This is a genomic window from Streptomyces neyagawaensis (genome assembly GCF_023516595.1).
GTDB classification, from domain to species: Bacteria; Actinomycetota; Actinomycetes; order Streptomycetales; family Streptomycetaceae; genus Streptomyces; species Streptomyces neyagawaensis.
This window is the reverse complement of the sequence record NZ_JAMGBG010000210.1, coordinates 1-19,280: the sequence shown is the minus strand read 5'-3', so window position 1 is coordinate 19,280 and position 19,280 is coordinate 1. Positions and strand designations below refer to the sequence as shown.

General features: G+C 68.3%; 18 protein-coding genes and 1 tRNA gene. 8 read left to right on the top strand and 11 right to left on the bottom strand.

Annotated features, from left to right (window positions below; translation table 11 throughout):
* From M8J73_RS43690 to pknB, 3 genes are all read left to right on the top strand, one after another.
* On the top strand, positions 1 to 746 hold a 746-nt coding region (locus M8J73_RS43690), incomplete at its 5' end, for an FtsW/RodA/SpoVE family cell cycle protein (RefSeq protein ID WP_249829888.1).
* Complete coding sequence (locus M8J73_RS43685; protein WP_055538162.1) at positions 743 to 2,215, top strand: peptidoglycan D,D-transpeptidase FtsI family protein; 1,473 nt, start codon at positions 743 to 745, stop codon at positions 2,213 to 2,215. The genes M8J73_RS43690 and M8J73_RS43685, both read left to right, overlap by 4 nt.
* A 169-nt stretch (positions 2,216 to 2,384) precedes the next feature.
* Positions 2,385 to 4,400, top strand: a complete 2,016-nt coding sequence (gene pknB / locus M8J73_RS43680; protein ID WP_055538161.1) for a Stk1 family PASTA domain-containing Ser/Thr kinase — start codon at positions 2,385 to 2,387, stop codon at positions 4,398 to 4,400.
* A gap of 125 nt (positions 4,401 to 4,525) precedes the next feature.
* Here the strand turns inward: pknB and M8J73_RS43675 are convergent, their stop codons facing one another.
* The 6 genes from M8J73_RS43675 to M8J73_RS43650 are packed head-to-tail and all read right to left on the bottom strand — an operon-like array spanning position 4,526 to position 9,026.
* Positions 4,526 to 5,269 carry a class E sortase gene (locus M8J73_RS43675; RefSeq protein ID WP_055538160.1) on the bottom strand — a complete coding sequence of 248 codons (744 nt, stop codon included), beginning with the start codon at positions 5,267 to 5,269 and terminating at the stop codon, positions 4,526 to 4,528.
* A 25-nt stretch (positions 5,270 to 5,294) separates the two neighbouring features.
* On the bottom strand, positions 5,295 to 6,602 hold the full coding sequence (locus tag M8J73_RS43670) for a class E sortase (protein WP_055538159.1): 1,308 nt from the start codon (positions 6,600 to 6,602) through the stop codon (positions 5,295 to 5,297).
* On the bottom strand, positions 6,599 to 7,249 hold the full coding sequence (locus M8J73_RS43665) for an aminodeoxychorismate/anthranilate synthase component II (protein ID WP_055538158.1): 651 nt from the start codon (positions 7,247 to 7,249) through the stop codon (positions 6,599 to 6,601). Before M8J73_RS43665 ends, M8J73_RS43670 begins: the two co-directional genes overlap by 4 nt.
* Positions 7,246 to 7,407: a hypothetical protein gene (locus M8J73_RS43660; protein ID WP_107423943.1), complete on the bottom strand. Its 162-nt coding sequence runs from the start codon at positions 7,405 to 7,407 to the stop codon at positions 7,246 to 7,248. Before M8J73_RS43660 ends, M8J73_RS43665 begins: the two co-directional genes overlap by 4 nt.
* A 53-nt stretch (positions 7,408 to 7,460) precedes the next feature.
* Positions 7,461 to 8,153 carry a class E sortase gene (locus tag M8J73_RS43655; protein ID WP_055538157.1) on the bottom strand — a complete coding sequence of 231 codons (693 nt, stop codon included), beginning with the start codon at positions 8,151 to 8,153 and terminating at the stop codon, positions 7,461 to 7,463.
* A 27-nt stretch (positions 8,154 to 8,180) separates the two neighbouring features.
* On the bottom strand, positions 8,181 to 9,026 hold the full coding sequence (locus M8J73_RS43650) for a DUF881 domain-containing protein (protein WP_206187809.1): 846 nt from the start codon (positions 9,024 to 9,026) through the stop codon (positions 8,181 to 8,183).
* Positions 9,027 to 9,167: 141 nt separating this feature from the next.
* On the opposite strand from M8J73_RS43650, the gene crgA reads away from it, so the two are divergent.
* Positions 9,168 to 9,422, top strand: coding sequence for a cell division protein CrgA (crgA, locus tag M8J73_RS43645; RefSeq protein WP_055520005.1), 255 nt, complete (start codon positions 9,168 to 9,170; stop codon positions 9,420 to 9,422).
* 300 nt (positions 9,423 to 9,722) lie between these two features.
* On the opposite strand, the gene M8J73_RS43640 is transcribed toward crgA, so the two are convergent.
* Together M8J73_RS43640 and M8J73_RS43635 are read right to left on the bottom strand one after the other, a co-directional pair.
* Positions 9,723 to 10,613, bottom strand: coding sequence for a rhomboid family intramembrane serine protease (locus M8J73_RS43640; protein ID WP_055538156.1), 891 nt, complete (start codon positions 10,611 to 10,613; stop codon positions 9,723 to 9,725).
* Positions 10,614 to 10,768: 155 nt separating this feature from the next.
* On the bottom strand, positions 10,769 to 11,302 hold the full coding sequence (locus tag M8J73_RS43635; RefSeq protein ID WP_055538155.1) for a peptidylprolyl isomerase: 534 nt from the start codon (positions 11,300 to 11,302) through the stop codon (positions 10,769 to 10,771).
* A gap of 363 nt (positions 11,303 to 11,665) precedes the next feature.
* Here M8J73_RS43635 and M8J73_RS43630 point away from each other — a divergent pair, with 363 nt between their 5' ends.
* A complete protein-coding gene (locus M8J73_RS43630) occupies positions 11,666 to 12,367 on the top strand; it encodes a DUF5324 family protein (RefSeq protein WP_055538154.1) in 702 nt (233 codons plus the stop codon).
* A gap of 528 nt (positions 12,368 to 12,895) precedes the next feature.
* Here the strand turns inward: M8J73_RS43630 and M8J73_RS43625 are convergent.
* Positions 12,896 to 12,968: transfer RNA gene (locus M8J73_RS43625), tRNA-Ala, on the bottom strand.
* Positions 12,969 to 13,150: 182 nt separating this feature from the next.
* Between M8J73_RS43625 and M8J73_RS43620 the strand changes: the two genes are divergently transcribed.
* Both M8J73_RS43620 and M8J73_RS43615 read left to right on the top strand, forming a co-directional pair.
* Complete coding sequence (locus tag M8J73_RS43620; RefSeq protein WP_033530590.1) at positions 13,151 to 13,699, top strand: helix-turn-helix domain-containing protein; 549 nt, start codon at positions 13,151 to 13,153, stop codon at positions 13,697 to 13,699.
* 438 nt (positions 13,700 to 14,137) lie between these two features.
* Positions 14,138 to 16,171: a serine/threonine-protein kinase gene (locus tag M8J73_RS43615; protein ID WP_249829887.1), complete on the top strand. Its 2,034-nt coding sequence runs from the start codon at positions 14,138 to 14,140 to the stop codon at positions 16,169 to 16,171.
* 65 nt (positions 16,172 to 16,236) lie between these two features.
* On the opposite strand, the gene M8J73_RS43610 is transcribed toward M8J73_RS43615, so the two are convergent.
* A complete protein-coding gene (locus M8J73_RS43610; RefSeq protein ID WP_249829886.1) occupies positions 16,237 to 17,736 on the bottom strand; it encodes a hypothetical protein in 1,500 nt (499 codons plus the stop codon).
* A gap of 313 nt (positions 17,737 to 18,049) precedes the next feature.
* A complete protein-coding gene (locus M8J73_RS43605) occupies positions 18,050 to 18,178 on the bottom strand; it encodes a DLW-39 family protein (RefSeq protein WP_003999697.1) in 129 nt (42 codons plus the stop codon).
* 326 nt (positions 18,179 to 18,504) lie between these two features.
* Here M8J73_RS43605 and M8J73_RS43600 point away from each other — a divergent pair, with 326 nt between their 5' ends.
* Positions 18,505 to 18,870 (top strand): DUF6344 domain-containing protein, encoded by a 366-nt coding sequence (locus M8J73_RS43600; RefSeq protein WP_249829885.1) that lies wholly within the window; start codon positions 18,505 to 18,507, stop codon positions 18,868 to 18,870.
* Positions 18,871 to 19,280 lie beyond the last annotated feature (410 nt).

Here is a 19,280-nt window from a genome sequence, read left to right as displayed (position 1 = left end):
CGCGCGGCCGTGACCTTGGCCCAATCATCACGATCTGGGCCGTCAGCCTGCTCATCCTCATCTTCGAGAACGACCTCGGTTCGTCGCTGCTGTTCTTCGGCATGTTCGTGATCATGCTTTACGTGGCCACCGAGCGAACCAGCTGGATCGTGATCGGTCTGCTGATGTCCGCCGCGGGCGCCGTCGGGGTGGCGTCGTTCGCCAGCCACGTACAGGCCCGCGTCGACGCCTGGCTGGACCCATTCGGCTGCTATGCCGACTCCGGCGCCTGTGAGCAGATCGGCCAGTCAATTATGTCCTTCGGTTCCGGCGGTGTGCTCGGCACCGGGCTCGGCCAGGGCAACTCGGACCTCATCGGCTTCGCCGCCAACTCCGACTTCATTTTCTCAACCGTCGGTGAAGAGCTCGGCTTGGCCGGCGTCATGGCCTTCCTGCTGCTGTACGGACTGATCATCGAACGGGGCGTGCGTACCGCGCTAGCGGCCCGCGATCCCTTCGGCAAGCTCTTCGCGGTCGGCCTCTCCGGAGCCTTCGCCCTCCAGATCTTCGTAGTCGCTGGCGGCGTCATGGGCCTGATCCCGTTGACCGGTATGACCATGCCGTTCCTCGCGGCCGGTGGTTCCTCCGTGATCGCAAACTGGGCCTTGATCGGACTGCTGCTCCGCATCAGCGACACCGCGCGCCGTCCGGCCCCCGCGCCCGCATCCAACCCCGACGCCGAGATGACCCAGGTGGTCCGACCGTGAACAAGCCCCTGCGCCGGATCGCGATCTTCTGCGGGCTGCTCATCCTCGCCCTGCTCATTCGAGACAACTGGATCCAGTACGTACAGGCCGACGCCCTGCAGTCTCGCGACGAGAACCGCCGCGTCTCGATCGAGCGCTACGCCACTCCGCGCGGCGACATCATCGTCGACGGCAAGGCCATCACCGGCTCGGTCGCGACGAAGGGCACGGATTACAAGTACAAGCGCACTTGGAAGAACGGCGACATGTGGGCCCCAGTCACGGGATACGCCTCGCAGATCGTCGGCGCCACCCAGCTGGAGAACCTCGAGGACGGGATCCTCACCGGCAACGACGACCGGCTGTTCTTCCGGAACACGCTGGACATGATCACCGGCAAGAAGAAGGAGGGCGGCAGCGTCGTCACCACCCTCAACGCCGCCGCGCAGAAGGCCGCCTTCAAGGGCCTCGGCGACAAGAAGGGTGCCGTCGCCGCGATCGACCCGAAGACCGGCGCGATCCTCGCTCTGGCCTCCACGCCGTCCTACGACCCGTCCTCCTTCGCCGGCATCAGCCAGAAGGACAGCGAGACCTTCTCGAAGCTGGAGAAGGACAAGGACAAGCCGATGCTGAATCGCGCGCTGCGCGAGACCTACCCTCCGGGCTCCACGTTCAAGGTGGTCACCGCCGCCGCCGCCCTGGAGAACGGCATCGTCGACGGCATCGACAAGGCCACGAAGACCCCGGACCCGTACCAGCTGCCCGGCACGAGGACCGACCTCACCAACCAGCACGGCAAGTGTGAGAACGCCACCCTGCGCGAGGCCCTGAAGGTCTCCTGCAACACCGTCTTCGCCAAGCTCAGCGACAGCGTCACCAACGAGAAGATGATCGAGCAGGCGGAGAAGTTCGGCTTCAACGAGGCCGAGCTGGACATCCCGGTCCGCGCCGCGGAGAGCGTCTACCCCGTGGACAACGAGCCGCAGAACGCGCTCGACGGCATCGGCCAGGGCTCCAACCGCTCCACTCCGCTGCAGATGGCGATGGTCACCGCGGCCATCGCCAACGACGGCGAGCTGATGAAGCCGTACATGGTCGACCAGCTGCGCGCCTCCAACCTCGACGTCATCGAGTCGCACGACCCTGAGCCGCTTTCCCAGGCCGTCTCGCCGGAGACCGCCCAGAAGCTGCAGGAAATGATGGAGACCGTCGTCAACGACCCGGGCGGCACCGGTGGCGCGGCCAAGATCAACGCGGACGGCGTCACCGTCGGCGGCAAGACCGGCACGGCCCAGCACGGCGTCGACAACAAGGAGCTTCCGTACGCCTGGTTCATCTCCTACGCCAAGCTCAGCGACGGCAGCTCGCCGGTCGCCGTGGCCGTGGTCGTGGAGGACGGCAGCGCCAACCGTGGTGAGATCTCCGGCGGTGGTCTCGCCGCCCCGATCGCGAAGAGCGTGATGGAAGCAGTGATCAACAGCAAGAAGTGACCCCGCTCACGTCACCTCCACATCGGTGCACGTTGCGATACCGGTCCTGTATCGGGTGACGCGGTTGGCCAGGTCATGAAAGGCGAGACGGGTACCGTATGCCCGGAGCACAGCCGCCGGACCACACAGAGGTGCGGTCGGGACCGACGGAGAGGGCTGGTAGGAAGCTATGGAAGAGCCGCGTCGCCTCGGCGGCCGGTACGAGCTGGGCCAGGTGCTCGGCCGTGGTGGCATGGCGGAGGTCTACCTCGCGATGGACACCCGCCTCGGCCGCACCGTGGCGGTGAAGACGCTGCGAGCGGACCTCGCGCGCGACCCCACCTTCCAGGCCCGGTTCCGCCGGGAGGCCCAGTCGGCCGCCTCGCTCAACCACCCCGCGATCGTCGCGGTCTACGACACGGGCGAGGACTACATCGACGGGGTCTCGATCCCGTACATCGTCATGGAGTACGTCGAGGGCTCCACTCTTCGTGAGCTTCTCCACAGCGGCCGCAAGCTGCTGCCGGAGCGGGCCATGGAGATGACCATCGGCATCCTCCAGGGTCTGGAGTACGCCCACCGCAACGGCATCGTCCACCGTGACATCAAGCCGGCCAACGTCATGCTGACGCGCAACGGCCAGGTCAAGGTGATGGACTTCGGTATCGCCCGCGCCATGGGTGACTCCGGTATGACGATGACGCAGACGTCCGCCGTCATCGGCACCGCCCAGTACCTCTCTCCCGAGCAGGCCAAGGGCGAGCAGGTGGACGCCCGGTCCGACCTGTACTCCACGGGCTGTCTCCTCTACGAACTGCTGACGGTCCGTCCCCCGTTCATCGGCGACTCCCCCGTGGCGGTCGCCTACCAGCACGTACGGGAGGAGCCGCAGCCTCCGAGCGTCTTCGACCCGGAGATCACGCCGGAGATGGACGCCATCGTCCTGCGTGCCCTGGTCAAGGATCCGGACTACCGCTACCAGTCCGCCGACGAGATGCGCGCCGACATCGAGGCCTGCCTCGACGGCCAGCCCGTCGCCGCCACCGCGGCCATGGGCTCGGTCGGTTACGGCGGCTACCCGGACGACCAGGCCACCACGGCCATGCGCTCCCAGGACGCCGGCGCCACCACGATGCTGCCCCCGATGAACGGGGACGACGGCTTCGGCTACGACGACCGCCAGGGGCGTCGCCGCCAGCAGAAGAAGAACAACACCTCGACGATCCTGCTGGTCGTCGCGGGTGTGCTGGTGCTGGTGGGCGCGATCCTCATCGGACGGTGGATGTTCGCCGGAGGGGACACGGGCGGGGACACTCTCAAGGCCCCGAACTTCGTCGGCCAGACGGAGAAGGAAGCCAGACAGGCGGCGACCAACGTCGACCTCAAGGTGAGCACCACCCAGAAGGCGTGCGAGAACCAGAAGACCGGCAACGTCTGCTCGCAGAATCCTGCCGCCGACAAGCTGGTGAAGAAGGGCGACACCATCGCCCTGGTGATCTCGACGGGCGCCCCGAAGGTCTCCGTCCCCGACGTCACCGGGCTCCAGTTCAACGAGGCCAAGTCGCAGCTTGAGGACAAGGGCTTCGAGGTCGAGCGGAAGAACGAGGAGTCCGACCGCAAGCCCGGCGTCGTGATCAGCCAGGACCCCGACAGCGGCAAGCTGGAGAAGGGCTCCACGGTCACGCTGACGGTGGCCAAGGAGGCGGAGAAGTCCGTCGTGCCGACGGTCGCGGGCCGCAGCTGTGACGACGCCAAGGCGCAGATGGAGGCCAACGACCTCGTCGGCACCTGCACCGATGTGGAGACCGACGACGACAACCTCGTCGGCAAGGTCGTCGCGACCAACCCGGAGGCGGGCACCGAGCTCAACCCGGGTGACACGGTGACCATCCAGATCGGCAAGAAGGCCGAGGAGAAGAAGGCCAAGGTCCCGAACGTGGTCGGCCAGACCGTGGGTCAGGCGAAGCAGATCCTGCAGCAGAACGGCTTCACCAACATCCAGTTCCAGCCGGGCAGCGACCAGAGCGACACCGCGCTGGTCACCGACCAGGACCCGGACGGCGGCAACGACGCCGACCCGGCCAAGACGACGATCACCCTCGCCTCCGTGAGCTTCGGCGGCAACAACAACGGCGGCAACAACAACGGCGGCAACAACGGCGGGGGCTTCTTCGGAGGCCTCACCGGCGCCCGCTTCGAGGACTGATCACCACCTCGTCCAGCATCAAGACTGATGCCCGGCCCCTCTTGAGGAGGTGCCGGGCATCGGTCGTTTCGGTAGGAGTCGGGCAATCAGCCGCCATACTGATGTTTCACGTGAAACAGTCGCGGCTAGCGCAGTTCCTTCGGCAGGGTGCGTTCCGCGTTCACCCGTTCCACCCGCTCCAGCTCGCCCCACACCACGTAGCGGTGGCGGGAGGTGTAGACGGGGGTGCAGGTGGTGAGGGTGATGTACTTGCCGGCCTTCTTCTTGCCGGACTCCTTGGGGATGCTCGACAGGACCTTGACGTTGTACTTCGAGGTCTCGGAGAGGGTGTCGTAGACCTTGTAGACGTACCAGTTGTCGCGGGTCTCGAAGACGATCGGGTCGCCCTTCTCCAGCTTGTCGATGTTGTGGAACTTGGCTCCGTGACCGTCGCGGTGGGCAGCGAGGGTGAAGTTGCCGTCCTTGTCGGCGGTGGGGAGGGTCGCCTTGACCGGGCTTGTGTAGTAGCCGGCGACACCGCCGTTGAGGACCTTGGGCGAGGTGCCCTTCTTGACCAGGACCTCGCCGTTCTCCATGGCCGGCACATGCAGGAAGCCGATGCCGTCCTTGGTGTCCAGGGCGCCCGGGCTGTCGTCCGCCGCCTCCCAGTTGTCGCGGACCTTGTCCGCCTCCTCGCCGGCCTCGCGGTCGGCCAGGACGTTCGTCCACCACAGCGAGTAGACGACGAACAGACCCAGCACCACGCCCGCGGTGATGAGCAGTTCACCGAAGACACTGACCGCCATCGCGATCCGTCCCATGCGACGACGCTTCGGCGCGGTCTCGGACGTGTCCGTCCGCTCTTCGGTCTCGTCGGTGGTCACTGCCACAGTTCATCCGCCCTTGATCGAGCCCCTACTGAACGAGCGCGTCGGGCTTCCCCCTGCTGCGCGGCCGTTCCTCCACCATCTTGCCCCACACGATCATGCGGTACTTGCTGGTGAACTCCGGGGTGCACGTGGTGAGGGTGATGTAGCGGCCGGGCCCGGTGAATCCCGAGCCCGGGGGCACCGGATTGAGCACGCTGACGTTCGACGGCGCCGTCACGGGCAGGATCGACGCCATGTCGTAGACGTAGTACGTGTCCTGGGTCTCCACGACGATCGGGTCGCCCGGCTGCAGACGGTTGATGTACCGGAACGGTTCTCCGTGAGTGTTCCGGTGTCCCGCGATACCGAAGTTGCCCGTCTTGTCCTGGGGCATCGCCGTCTTGATGCTGTTCTCGTCGTAGTGCCCGACCATTCCGCGGTCCAGGACCTTCGACTTGCTGATGCCCTCGGCGATGGGCACGACCACGTCGAGCTTCGGGATGTGCAGGATGGCGAAGCCCTGGCCGGGCTCGAACGCGCCCGGCGCGCGCTTGCCGCTCTTCCACTCCTCCTGAAGGCTGGTCGCCTCGCGGCCCGCCTGCTGCTGGGCCCGGATGTTCGACCACCAGAGCTGGTACGTCACGAACAGCAGCATCAGCACGCCGGTGGTGATGAACACCTCGCCGATCGCCCGGCTCGCGACCACGCCCATGCTGGGCTTGCGCGCTCGCGCCGCCCGCCGTGCCTCGACCCGGGAGAGCGGCGCAGAGGCCTCTCCAGCCGCCCCTAAGGGCTTGTCCGGCCCGTGAGCGGCTCCGGAGCCCGCGTGAGCGGCTCCGGAGGTCGCCCGGGCTCCCGGGGACCCTCCGTGCCTCCCGTGCCGTCTGGCGGCCTTACGGCGCGCCGCTCGACCCCCGGCAGCGGGCGGCGTCTGTATCGCCTCGGCCTCGGCGGCAAGCCGCCGGGCCTCCTCCACCCGGAGGGCCACGGTCTCCTCGTCGATCGGAGGGTGCTCCTGGGCGATGTCGACCGAGGGGTGCTCGTGCGCGGCCGGTTCATAGGCCGCGGGCCGTGCCGCCTGATAAGCGGTCGGTTCGTAGGTCTCGAAGGGCTCCCCGTAGGGCGCCCGGGAGCGCGGTTCGTACGACGGCTCCGCGTGGTCCCGCCGGCCGTACCAGTCGCCCTGGGGGTAGTCCATCTCCTGGGGCTGGGCCTGCGGCGGGGCGTACCACTGCTGCGGCGGATCGGCCGGGGAGCGGGTGCGGAAATCCTCCGCCTCGAACGACTCGGCGCCCCCGTACGCGGCCTCGCCGCCGTAGGGGGCACTCTCGCGCTCGGGGCGCAGGGCTGTCACGCCGTGGCCCTGCCCACCACCGGGGCGAGCCCTGCCGACCTCGCCACGGCGCCTTCGTCCCCGCATTCCACCAGCCAGTTGGCCAGCATGCGGTGGCCGTGCTCGGTGAGCACCGACTCGGGGTGGAACTGCACGCCCTCGACGGGGAGTTCGCGGTGCCTGAGGCCCATGATGATCCCGTCGTGCGTACGAGCCGTGACCTCCAGTTCGACGGGTACGGTCCCGGGCTCGGCGGCCAGCGAGTGGTAGCGGGTCGCGGTGAAGGGCGTCGGCAGACCCGCGAAGACGCCTCTGCCCTCGTGCTCCACCAGGGAGGTCTTGCCGTGCAGCAGTTCGGGGGCGCGGTTCACGACCCCGCCGTACGCCACCTGCATGGACTGCATGCCGAGGCACACCCCGAACACGGGCACGCCGGTCTCGGCGCAGTGGCGGACCATGTCGACGCAGACGCCGGCCTCCTCGGGGGTGCCCGGTCCGGGGGACAGCAGGACACCGTCGAAGTCGTCCTGGGCGTGCGCGGTCGCGACCTCGTCGTTGCGCAGCACCTCGCACTCCGCGCCCAGCTGGTACAGGTACTGGACCAGGTTGAAGACGAAGCTGTCGTAGTTGTCGACGACGAGGATGCGGGCGGGGCGGGCGGCACTCACTGGTCGTTCACCGTCACATCGTTGAAGGGAAGCAGGGGCTCCGCCCAGGGAAAGACGTACTGGAAGAGGACGTAGACGACGGCCAGGGTGAGCACGATGGAAAGCAGCGCCCTCACCCACACATTGCCGGGCAGATGCCGCCAGATCCAGCCGTACATGCCGTCCCTTCCTTCACACCACGGCACCGGATTCACGCCGTACCGCCACCAGACTAACGGCGTAGTGCCCCAGGTTTCCCTGACTCCACAGGCTTCGTGGATTCGAGATGGCCCCACACGATGAGCCGATGGCTGTGGCCCCACTCCGGGTCGCAGGTCGTCAACGTCAGATAGCGCCCCGCGCGCGTGTAGCCCGACTTCTTCGGCACGGGGTCGATGACCTGGACGTCCGTGGGCAATGTCCGATAGGGCCCCTTGTCGATGACGTAGGTGTACCAGTGGGCGCCGTCGGTCAGCACTACCGCGTCACCGGCCCGCAGCTTGGGAAAATCTTTGAAGGGATCGCCATACGTGCGGCGATGGCCGGCGACCGCGAAGTTTCCCTTCTGTCCCAGCTGAGCGGTGTTCGCGTAGTGCCCGAGCCCCTTTTTCAAGGTGCTGCTTCTGGTGCCCTCCAGCACGGGCTTGTTCCACGTGAAACCAAGGCGCGGGATGTACATGAGAGCGAAGGGTTTCGCGTCCTTGTACGGCGCGGGCGGCTTCGGACTCGCCGTGGTCCCCGGGCCGGCCGTCGGTCGCACCGGTTGCCTCGCCCACTGGTCCTGGAGCAGGTCGACCTGGCGGTCCATCTCGGTGTCGGCCTTCACGCCGGTCCAGAAGAGCACGTAGACGACGAAGAGCACGATCAGGGTGCCTACAGTGATGCAGAGTTCGCTGACGGTCCTGACGATCACACGCACCGACACAGGTCCCCCGGCTGCCGTTACGGGCTTCTACTCCACGGGCTTGGCGTACTGCAGATCCACTGTGCCCGAGTAGCCGGGCAGAGTCACCGGCCCGTCCTCGGTGACTTTCCAGCCGAGTCCGTAGACGTTGACGTACACCATGTAGTTCTGGATCGCCTTGCTCTCGGCGAGCGCCTTCTGGAGCTTCTCGGGGTCACCGACCGCCTGGATCTTGTACGGGGGCGAGTAGACGCGGCCCTGGAGGATCAGGGTGTTGCCGACGCACCGCACGGCGCTGGTGGAGATGAGCCGCTGGTCCATGACCTTGATGCCCTTGGCGCCGCCCAGCCACAGGGCGTTCACCACGGCCTGCAGGTCCTGCTGGTGGATGACCAGGTAGTCGGGCTGCGGCTCGGGGTAACCGGGAAGCTTGGCGGTGGCGTTCGGCGGGGCGTCGTTCAGGGTGACGGTGATGGCCTCGCCCTTGAGCCTCTGGGTGCCGGCGTTCTTCTCCAGCGCCGTGAGCCGTGCGTCCTCGGCCTCGGTGCTGCCGTCGTCCCGCTCGGCGAGGGCCTCGACATCGTCCCGGAGCACCCCGTTGGACTCGTCGAGCTGCCCGTTCTTGTGGCTGCGCTCCTGGATCAGGTCGGAGAGCTTGAGCAACGAGGCGTCCGTACGGATGTTCGTGCCCTTGGCCGTGTCGAAGCTGGTGAAGAAGATGAGCCCGGCGAGGGCGAAGACCCCCACGGTGAGCACGCGCACGGGCCGGACACCGCCCCGGGCGGAGGGGTCACCGGTCGCCGGGGACGAGGAGCCGTCGGACTCGACGGTCCGGGAACCCGGCCCGGAGGAGTCGCCGGAACCGGCCTCGGGGGAGTCGGCTGAATTGCTCAACGTACCCTTATCTCCTTAGGCGGCGCGGAAGCACTACGCTAACGGACGCCCGGGGGAGCAATCAGTGTCCCCTTGTACGCTGCCCCGGAGCCCGCCCCGTTCCCTGCGCGGCCACGCAGCGCATCGACAGGAGAGACCCTCGTGCCGAAGTCACGTATCCGCAAGAAGGCCGACTACACGCCGCCGCCGTCGAAGCAGGCCACAGCCATCAAGCTGAACAGCCGTGGCTGGGTGGCTCCCGTCATGCTGGCCATGTTCCTCATCGGTCTGGCCTGGATCGTCATCTTCTATGTGACTGACGGCTCGCTGCCCATCGACTCCCTCGGCAACTGGAACATCGTGGTGGGCTTCGGCTTCATCGCCGCTGGATTCGGCGTCTCGACCCAGTGGAAGTAGCACCTTCCGCACCCGTGTGACCAGCCCTCCCCAGAGCTATCCACGGAGTTATCCACAGGTGTTTTCCACAGTGGGGAAAAAGAACGACGATCTGTGGATAACTCATCGGGCGTTGACGCCGGTATGACTGATCCGTCACCCCCGCAAGCATGTTCGCCCCCTGCCTGACCTGCGGAAACGCAGGTGAGCGACAGGGGGCACACCTGTTCCCGCACCCTATGCACAAGATCCGCCACGGTCTGTGGACAACAGTGCCAGCAGTACCGTCCGGGTGCCCGCTCACAGGCGAGTCAGGGCTGATCAGGTGAGCTGGGCGGTCCTGACGACAGTCATGATCAGGACGGCGGCCAGGACCAGGGCACACACCCCGAACTGGATCAGCGACCGCCGCTCCCGAGGAGCGTGCACCATCGCGTAGCCGACCACGACACCGCCGACGAGGCCGCCCACATGGGCCTGCCACGAGATGTTGAAGTACGGGCTGAACGTCAAGATCAGGTTGATCACCAGCAGGATGACCAGCGGCCGCATGTCGTAGTTGAGGTGCCGCATGAGGACGCCGGTCGCACCGAAGAGACCGAAGATCGCGCCGGACGCACCGAGGGACGGCTGGCTCGGCGCGGCCAGCAGATAGGTGAGGGCACTGCCCGCGAGGCCGGAGACGAAGTAGAGCGTCAGATAGCGGGCACGGCCCAGCGCCGCCTCCAAGGGGCCGCCGATCCACCAGAGGCTGAGCATGTTGAACAGGATGTGCGTAACGCCGGTGCTGTGCAGGAACATCGACGTCACCAGCCGGTACCACTGGCCCTCGGCGATGCCCTGGAGCCCGAGCTCCGGGACCCAGGCTCGCCCGATGAGGTCGAACCGGTCGGTGAACCGGTCGCCCAGCGACGTCTGCACCAGGAACAGCAGCAGGTTCGCACCGATGAGGATCTTGGTGAAGAGCCGGGGATCGGCGCTGACGGTGCCGCCCGCGAGGGTGCGTGGCTGGGAGGCGGAGGGCGCGTGGCCCGTGCCCGAGCCGTTGCGGACGCAGTCCGGGCAGTGGAAGCCCACAGAGGCGCTGACCATGCACTCGGGGCAGATGGGGCGTTCGCACCGGGTGCAGCGGATGCCCGTCTCGCGGTCCGGGTGCCGGTAGCAGGAGGGCAGGCTCTGCGCGTCCTGCGGGCTGCTCGGCACCTGGTCCATCGGTCCCCTCCGTCTCGTGTGTGGAACACATCGGCCCCGCTCATCCTTACGGTTGAGCGGGGCGAATGGTTCCCTTGAGGACCTTGCGAACCTTTCGGTTCCGGCGCATGCGGGCGCCCTGAGGCCCCGGCCCGCATGGCGGGCCTTCGGACGGCTCAGCCCTTGCGGGTCTCGACCACGACGGACTCGATGACGACGTCCTTGACCGGGCGGTCGGTGCGCGGGTTGGTCTGGGTGGTCGCGATGGAGTCGACGACCTTCTGGCTGGCCGCGTCCACGACCTCACCGAAGATGGTGTGCTTGCGGTTCAGCCACGCCGTCGGGGAGACGGTGATGAAGAACTGCGAGCCGTTGGTGCCCGGACCGGCGTTGGCCATGGCCAGCAGGTAGGGCTTGTCGAACGCGAGGTCCGGGTGGAACTCGTCCCCGAACTGGTAGCCGGGGCCGCCGGTGCCGTTGCCCAGCGGGTCACCGCCCTGGATCATGAATCCGCTGATCACCCGGTGGAAGACCGTGCCGTCGTAGAGCTTGTCCGTGGACTTCTGACCCGTCGCAGGGTGGGTCCACTCACGCTCGCCCTGGGCGAGCTCGACGAAGTTCTTGACCGTCTGGGGCGCGTGGTTCGGCAGCAGCCGCACCTCGATGTCGCCGTGGTTTGTCTTCAGGGTGGCGTACAGCTGCTCAGCCACGATCTGCCTTCCGTTGTCCTCTGTGACTCCCCCGATCCTCGCACGGACGACGCCCGGAGTCGCCCGACGGCCACGCCCTGGTCCGGCATGCGCACCGAAAACGGGTCGAGTACCCGCGGTATCGGCGCGCTTGGCGACGATCCGTGGCATTGTCGGCACTGTCGTGGACAAGCTCCCGTTGCCCCGTATTCATCCGCAATTGCACAGCACCGGATCGCGAACGGTTCCCAGCTTCCTGACCGCGCGGAGTCGACTCGCATGACCCGGATGCCCGCCCTCACATGCTTCAGAGCGTTCCGAGAGGCATGATCGCCAAAAGGGTGGAAAGTCGAAATACCGTACGCCACCGAGGAGGAGGATCCCGTGACCCGCATCGACAGCGTGCGCGCCGCGACCGGTTCGGCGAAGGACAGCGTGCTGCACGCCGCGGAAGTGGTGGCGCCCTACGCCGACACGGCCAAGGAAAAGGCCTCGCACTACGCACACGAGGCGCGCGTGAAGATCGCGCCCAAGGTGTCGCAGGCCGCGGAACAGGCACGCGTCCAGTACGGCGCCCTTGTCGTCCCGCGTCTGGAACAGGCACGCACGCATGTACCGCCGAAGATCGACAGCGCGGCGCATGAGGCCGCCGTGCGCACCCGGAAGGCGGCCCGCCAGGCCGCCGACTACTCCCGCCCGCGACTCGAGCAGGCAGTGGCCGCTGCCGGCCCCATGCGGGAGGAGGCCACCGCCCGGAGCGTGGCGGCACTGGCCGCGCTGCGCGGTCAGGTGTCGCCCGAGCAGATCCAGAAGCTCGTCCGCAAGCAGCAGCGTCGTGCCAGGGCCGGCCGTGTCTTCAAGGGCGTGGCCGTGATCAGCGTCCTCGCGGGCGGCGCCTTCGCCGCCTGGAAGTGGTGGGACAAGCAGGCCAACCCCGACTGGTTGGTCGAGCCCCCCGCCGCCACCGAGGTCTCCGAGCCCGGACGGCTGTCCTCCGTGGGCGGCAGCGACCAGTCCGTCCTCGACCCCGAGGTCGAGGCCAAGCAGGCCGAGGACGAAGCGGCGAACCGCGACGACCGCCGCTGAGACGAGCGAGCACCACCGCCGTCCACTGGGCGGTGTCGTGCCGTGGCGAGGCCGGCCGTGCCGCCGTGGAAGCGGGCGGTACCGCCACAGAGGCCGGAAGCCGGGGACTTTGGTCCGCGGCTGATACGAGTGTGCCCGGCCCGCCTCGGCCCGTCTGAGGCGCGGCGCCTTCAACAGCCCTGTGGGCCGGAAGACTTGATGGTCTTCCGGCCCACAGGGCTGTTTCACGTGAAACACACCTGAGCGCGGACGACCGAGAATCTGAACCGGAATGTGCTCATCCGATTGCAAAGAGTGATAGCCGCCTCCGACCCTGCACTCCTGTGACGCAGACCATGGTTTTCGCATATGCGCACGCCAGCAGACGCCTTGAGCCGTCTCACGGCTCCAGAGGCAGTCCGCTCATCCAGTGCACAGATCGCGATCGCGACGCGGCTCTCCTGGAACGCCATGGGACGGGCGGCCGCGGGACCACAGAAAAGAGACCGGGCCGGACGTCTCCTGACGTCCGGCCCGGTCTATCCGCTGTGGAGCCTAGGGGAGTCGAACCCCTGACATCTGCCATGCAAAGACAGCGCTCTACCAACTGAGCTAAGGCCCCGGAAGGGATGCGTCCGCCCGGAAGTACCGACCACCGGGTGGCGCCGCAGACCAGAGTACCGGGTCACCCCCGGTATCTCGCAAAAAGATTGGGGGTCCCCGTGAACGACCACTCTCCGTAAGATGCTCGTCGTGGTTCGCTACAGCGAACCGCAGTTTTTGGGGAAGCGATGGGGAGACGCAATGGACGCCGCACAGCAGGAAGCGACCGCAAGAGCCCGGGAGCTGCAGCGGAACTGGTACGGAGAGCCACTGGGGGCGCTCTTCCGTAGGCTCATCGAGGACCTGGGCCTCAACCAGGCACGCCTCGCGGGGGTACTGGGCCTTTCCGCTCCGATGCTGTCGCAGCTGATGAGCGGTCAGCGGGCCAAGATCGGAAACCCGGCCGTGGTTCAGCGGGTGCAGCTGCTGCAAGACCTGGCGGGGCAGGTCGCGGACGGCAGCGTGAGCGCCGCCGAGGCGACCGAGCGCATGGACGAGATCAAGAAGTCGCAGGGGGGATCTGTGCTCAGCAACACCACGCAGTCGACGACGAGTTCCGGGGCGCCCACGGTCAAGCGGGTCGTCCGCGAGATCCAGTCGCTGCTGCGCTCGGTGGCAGCCGCGGGCGACATCATCGAGGCGGCGGACACCCTCGCCCCGACCCACCCCGAACTGGCAGAGTTCCTCCGGGTGTACGGCGCGGGCCGCACCTCGGACGCGGTGGCCCACTACCAGTCCCACCAGAACTGAGATCGAGGCCCGGTCACCGAGACGGGGTCGGCGACCGGGCCGCGGCCGAGACGGGGAACCAGTGACGCAGGCTGGGGGGACCAGTGACGCAGGCCGGGGGCACAAGGCTGAGCGGGCCCACCAGCACCGACGCCACGAAGACGCGGACGTAGGCTCGACGAGAGCCGAAAGGGAACGGACCGGACCGCCGGAAGGGCGGGCCGAGGCAGAGGTCCGGAGAAGCAGATGACCGAGCCAGGCAGAGGACCGGGCCAGGCAGAGGCTGTGGAGGGGGCTGAGGGGACGGGCCACACAATGCGGCTGGGGGACAGAGGTACGGAAACGAGCTCCGTGGGAAACCGGTAGGCAGAAGCCGACTCCGCGGAGGGCGGCTCGGAAGCCGTGTCCTCCGCCGATGGGCAGCCAAGGGGGGAGCCGAAGGGGGAACGACGCACAACCATGGGTGAGGTCTTCGCCGGCCGGTACGAACTGGTCGACCCGATCGGACGCGGGGGAGTCGGCGCGGTCTGGCGCACCTGGGACCACCGACGCCGCCGGTATGTGGCCGCCAAGGTCCTGCAGCAGCGCGACGCGCACGCCCTGCTCCGCTTCGTCCGCGAGCAGGCCGTGCGGATCGACCACCCCCACGTGCTCGCGCCCGCCAGCTGGGCCGCCGATGACGACAAGGTCCTGTTCACCATGGACCTGGTCGCCGGAGGCTCTCTGGTCAATCTCGTCAACGACTACGGCCCTCTCCCTCCTGCCTATGTCTGCCTCCTGCTCGACCAGTTGCTGTCCGGCCTCGCCGCCGTGCACGCGGAAGGCGTCATCCACCGCGACATCAAGCCCGCCAATGTGCTGCTGGAGGCCACCGGCACGGCACGGCCCCGCCTCCGCCTGTCCGACTTCGGCATCGCCATGCGTCTGGGCGAGCCCCGGCTGACCGAGACCAACTACGTGGTGGGCACGCCGGGTTACTTCGCCCCCGAACAGATGCTGGGCGCGGACCCCGATTTCCCCGCCGACCTCTTCGCGGTGGGCCTCGTCGCCCTGTACCTCCTGGAGGGCGCCAAACCCGACTCCAAGGCGCTCATCGAACACTTCGCCGCCCATGGCACTCCCAAGGCCCCCAGGGGCATCCCGGAGCCTCTGTGGCAGGTCATCGCCACACTGCTCCAACCGGATCCCCATGCCCGCTTCCGTACGGCCACGGGTGCCCGCAAGGCCCTCGCCGCAGCCACCGAGTTGCTCCCCGAGCCCGGCCCCGACGACGAGCTGGTGGAGGTCTTCGACCAACTCGGCCCCCTGCCAGTGGGGTTCGGCTCGGAAGGCCCGCTACAGCGAGCGTCAGGGCTGGATGTGAGCGGGACGAGCACGGGCGCCACGTCCTCGTCGAGGTCTGGACGGGGGGCGGACTCCTCTCGGGCCAGTGGGGATGCCCGCGGTGCGGACAGCCCGCCGCCGGGAGCGGAAGGCTCGTTGCCGAGCCCGGGGCTCCTGCCGCCGAGTGCGCATGCTCCTCGGTCAGGCGCTGACACTCCTTCCAACTCACCAGGCTGGTCCGCCTCTTCGCCGTCCGGCGTCGACGTGACGCCTCCGCCTCCCTCCACACCGCCTCCCTCCACCCCGCCCCTTCCGGCTCAGCTGCCCGAGGCCACACCGTCCCAGGGCTCGCTCGCGCAGCCCGGCGCCGCCGCCGTACCTCCGCCTCCACCCAACGGCTCTGCGCCGCCTCAACCTCCGTACACCGGTGCCGTTTTGCCGCCGCCGATGCCCCCATCAGCGCCGCCCGGGACCAACTCAGGCACGGGGACGAGCACAGGCCTAGGCCCAGGCCCAGGCACAGGCACAGGCACAGGCACAGGCACAGGGCAGTGGTATCAGGGTGCGGGCTCCCCCTCTACGGAGCACGAGGATCAAGTGGCCCCCGAGCCGCCCCCCATCGCCGTACCGTCGCAGTCCGAACCCATACCGCCCCGTCCCGAGCGCGGCCCCGGGCCATCCCAGCCGTCCACCATGTCGGACACCGGTAGCTTCCACCTGCCGCCACCGCAGGTGCTGGCCACCCACGCTCCACCACTCCCGACGAAGCCGCAGTACGCGGAACCACAGCGTGCGGAACCGCTGCACACGGAGCCCCGGCACGCGGAGCCGCAGCACAACGCTCCCGGCTACTCCCAGCACCAGCCGAATCACCACGCCACTCCCACAGCCGGGACGCCCCTGCACGCTTCGCCGCTCCACGAACCCACGCATGTGCCCTCCCCCCAGCCGCAACCGCCCCTGGACCCCTCTCAGGTCTCGACTCCGGCGGTGCACCAGCCTGCGTACGCCTCTACTGGTTCATACACCGCTCAGCCGTCGCAGGTTCCACGCCGATCGAGGGCGAACACGCGGCGCCGCCCCGGCCCACCCGCGAAGGTGGTCATTCCTGTCCTGCTGCTGGCCATGGCCTGCTTTGCTGTGGGGTTCTGGGCGCTGGGCCAGCTCTGACTCCCGTCCAAGGATCGACCTGTCCAAGGACCGACTGCCCCGCGACCATTACCTGCCCGCCGGCGCTACCGCCCCCGGGACGACCCGTGCCGCCCCCGCCGCGAAGCCCTGCCTCCGCCTGACGGTGCCGCGGGCCGCTCAGCCGCAGCCCGACGGCGTGCCACGAGCATCCAGAGCACCAGCGTCAGCACCAGCAGGCTCCCCGTGCCGATCCCGCCGGCGGCAACCGCCGTCATGGCGAGACGCCTCCCCTCGCTGATCGTGGACCCGTCAGAACCACCGGCGCTCTCCTCGCTGCCGGAACTCCCCGCCTCCCCGTCCCCTCCCAGCGTGTCCCCCGTCCCCGTCCCCGTCCCCGTTCCGGCCCCCGTCTCCGCGGCCTCCCGGTCCTGGTCGGTGACCTCGAAGGCCCCGCGCGGCTCGGCCGAGCCCAGGTACCCGGGTCCGGACTCGGCCCGACCGGACACCCGTATCCGCAGGGTCAGCCCGATCGGCTTCTCGCCGAAGCGCTCGGCCACCGCCGAGCCGAGGTGGACCGCCAGGTAGTACCAGCCGGCGAACCGCATTCCGCTGACCTCGTCGTCGAGGGAGTAGCGGTTGTCGTAGCCGACCGGAGGGAGCGGGTCGAGGGCGGCGGAGCGCTGCTCACCTCCGTAGTTGACGAGCGCATCGTCGACGAGCCCCCGCGCCGGGTTGTACAGCGACATGACAAGCGCGTTGCCGACGTACCCTTCACCGCCGGTCGTGCTGCCCAGTTCGGCCGTCGCATGGAGCTGCTGCCCCCAGTCGACGGGGACCTTGTAGTAGCGGGTCTCGCCGGCCCTGATCCCGGCCTCGTCCTGCCAGATTCCCTGGGCCAGGGGGCCGGCCGAGGCGAAGCCGCTCCCCCCGCGTCGGCGCTCGGGGTCTCCGCGCAGGGGTTCGGGCGGCGCCGAGTTCCAGGTCTCGGGGGCAGCCGTCGAGCCGCCCTTCTTCACGGCGGGCTCCCACGCGTAGCCGAGTTCAAGCCCCCACTCCTGCCCAGCCCCCTGCCCACCGGACCCCGACGATCCACCCGACGACGTACCCGATGCACCCGGCCCCGACGACCCGCCTGATGACGGACCTGACGAGGCCCCGGACGACGTGCGAGGGCCGACGCGCTCGACGACGAGGTAGTACGCCCCGGCCGCCTGGCACATGTACTCGTCGGTGCCGATCTCACGCGAGGCCCAGGCGGTGACGGGGTGGGCGCTGCGCGTGGGGCCGAAGCGGGCGTTCCCGTACGAGCAGCGGTGGGCGTCGACGTCCTCGATGGAGACCCTCAGCCCGTCGGAGGAGGCGACGCTCGCCCCTGCCGCGGGTACGGCGGTGCCCGAGACGTACGCGTTGGCGACGGCGTCGAGGTCGAGGCGGAAGTAGAGCTTCTCGCCGGGGCCGATGGCACTGCGGTACGTCCTGCCCGGCGTCAGCCGGACCGCTTGCGTGGTGCCCGTCGAGCCGTCGACCGTCCTGGCGTCCTCGGCGTAGGAGTACGGCGTCGGCTCGTCGGCCGCCAGGGCGGGAACGGGCTGTGCCGTGGTCATGAGCAGGGCCGCTCCCACGGCTGCCGCAGTGCGCCCCCAGACCGTGCGCCGCCCCATCACGCGCCACCCCTCGTCGTAGCCCCGAACGCGCCCATCCTGCCGTTCCCTCCGCACAGATGCGCGCCTTCTCAGGGACGAGCGGCCGAAATAGCGCTCTTGACAAAGCACAGCTTCGCTATAGCAAGCGAATCATTCGCGACAGTGAAGTGCAGGCGTCTTCGCGGCACCCGCGGGCCCGGGACTACGGACCCATGACACACAAAACCCCGGCCGCGAGTACGGCCGGGGTCTGCTCTGAGACTGATGTCGATGTTCACGAACCCGTGGGCACGGAGTCAGTCGCCTCCGTCCACAGATCCTGCTCGGCGCGATCCGCCTGGATCTGGCGGTACACGAGGAGCCCGCCGATGGCGGCCAGTGCGACCAGGAGAAGCTTCTTCACCGCGCGACCTCGTCTTTCCTTGACGTAGGGGACCTCTGGCGCCCGACTATACACACCGACCGATATCGATCGGTGACCTGCGTCGGCCCCTCAACTCCCGGCCGGAAGACCCCAGTAGAACCGGATGCCGCCGTTCCTATCGCAGGTTCATCGGACCGGTTTCCCAACGACTTCGCAGCTCCAGGGAACTCTCGCATCCCCTTGCGCCCATCCGAGTGGTGTTGATCTGAAGATCGACGCGCCACGGGCGTCGGTCCCTCACTTCGCGGCCCACATACACATCATGAGGAAAGTACGCAAATCGCCCGACCCGAAAGTGAGGGGCCATGGCCCAGAACAAGGTCATGAAGCTGTGGACCACCATCGTCACCGCCTTCCTCGCGCTGTGCACGGCGCTCGGACTCATCACGACCACGGCGACCGCCGCGGTACCGCAGCCCGAGACCACCCGCAACTGCGCGGCCCGCACGACGACCGCGGACCTGCCCCTCCCCTCCCGCCCTCGCGATCGCGCCCTGCCACCGACGATGAAGCAGCGCATCCGCGCGGAGGCACACGGCTCCTCGCCCTCCTGCCGCCACCTCACGGCCCCGGACAGCCCTCCGGACGCGGCGTCGGCCCTTACGATGCTGCCGGCCTCCCCCGAAGCCCCTGTCGCGCCGACCAGGCCCTTCACCCGCCTTCAGCGCTGATCCACGGACCGCGGACATCACGACCGACCACGACCGCGAAGCCCGCGACCGCCGCGCCCACCCGTACACCACGGCGATCCTGCGTACGACGCCCAGACCAAGACGAAGCCCCCGGCTCCCGGCCGGGGGCTTCTGCCGTTCACACCGATGAGCAGCAGCGCGAGCTGTCGACAACGCCAAAGACCCCCAGCCGTTTCCGACTGGGGGTCTTTTCATATGTGGGGCTAACAGGATTTGAACCTGTGGCCTCATCCTTATCAGGATTCAGCCCTAACCGGATGATCTCCGCAGGTCAGCTGACATGCAGCTCAGCGCCCCATCTACACCCTTCTACCCTGCCCATATCCGCCCCGCCCCTGGGCGACGTACGCCCCTCCCGGGAGAGTTCCGGGATAGTTCCGGGAGGCCTC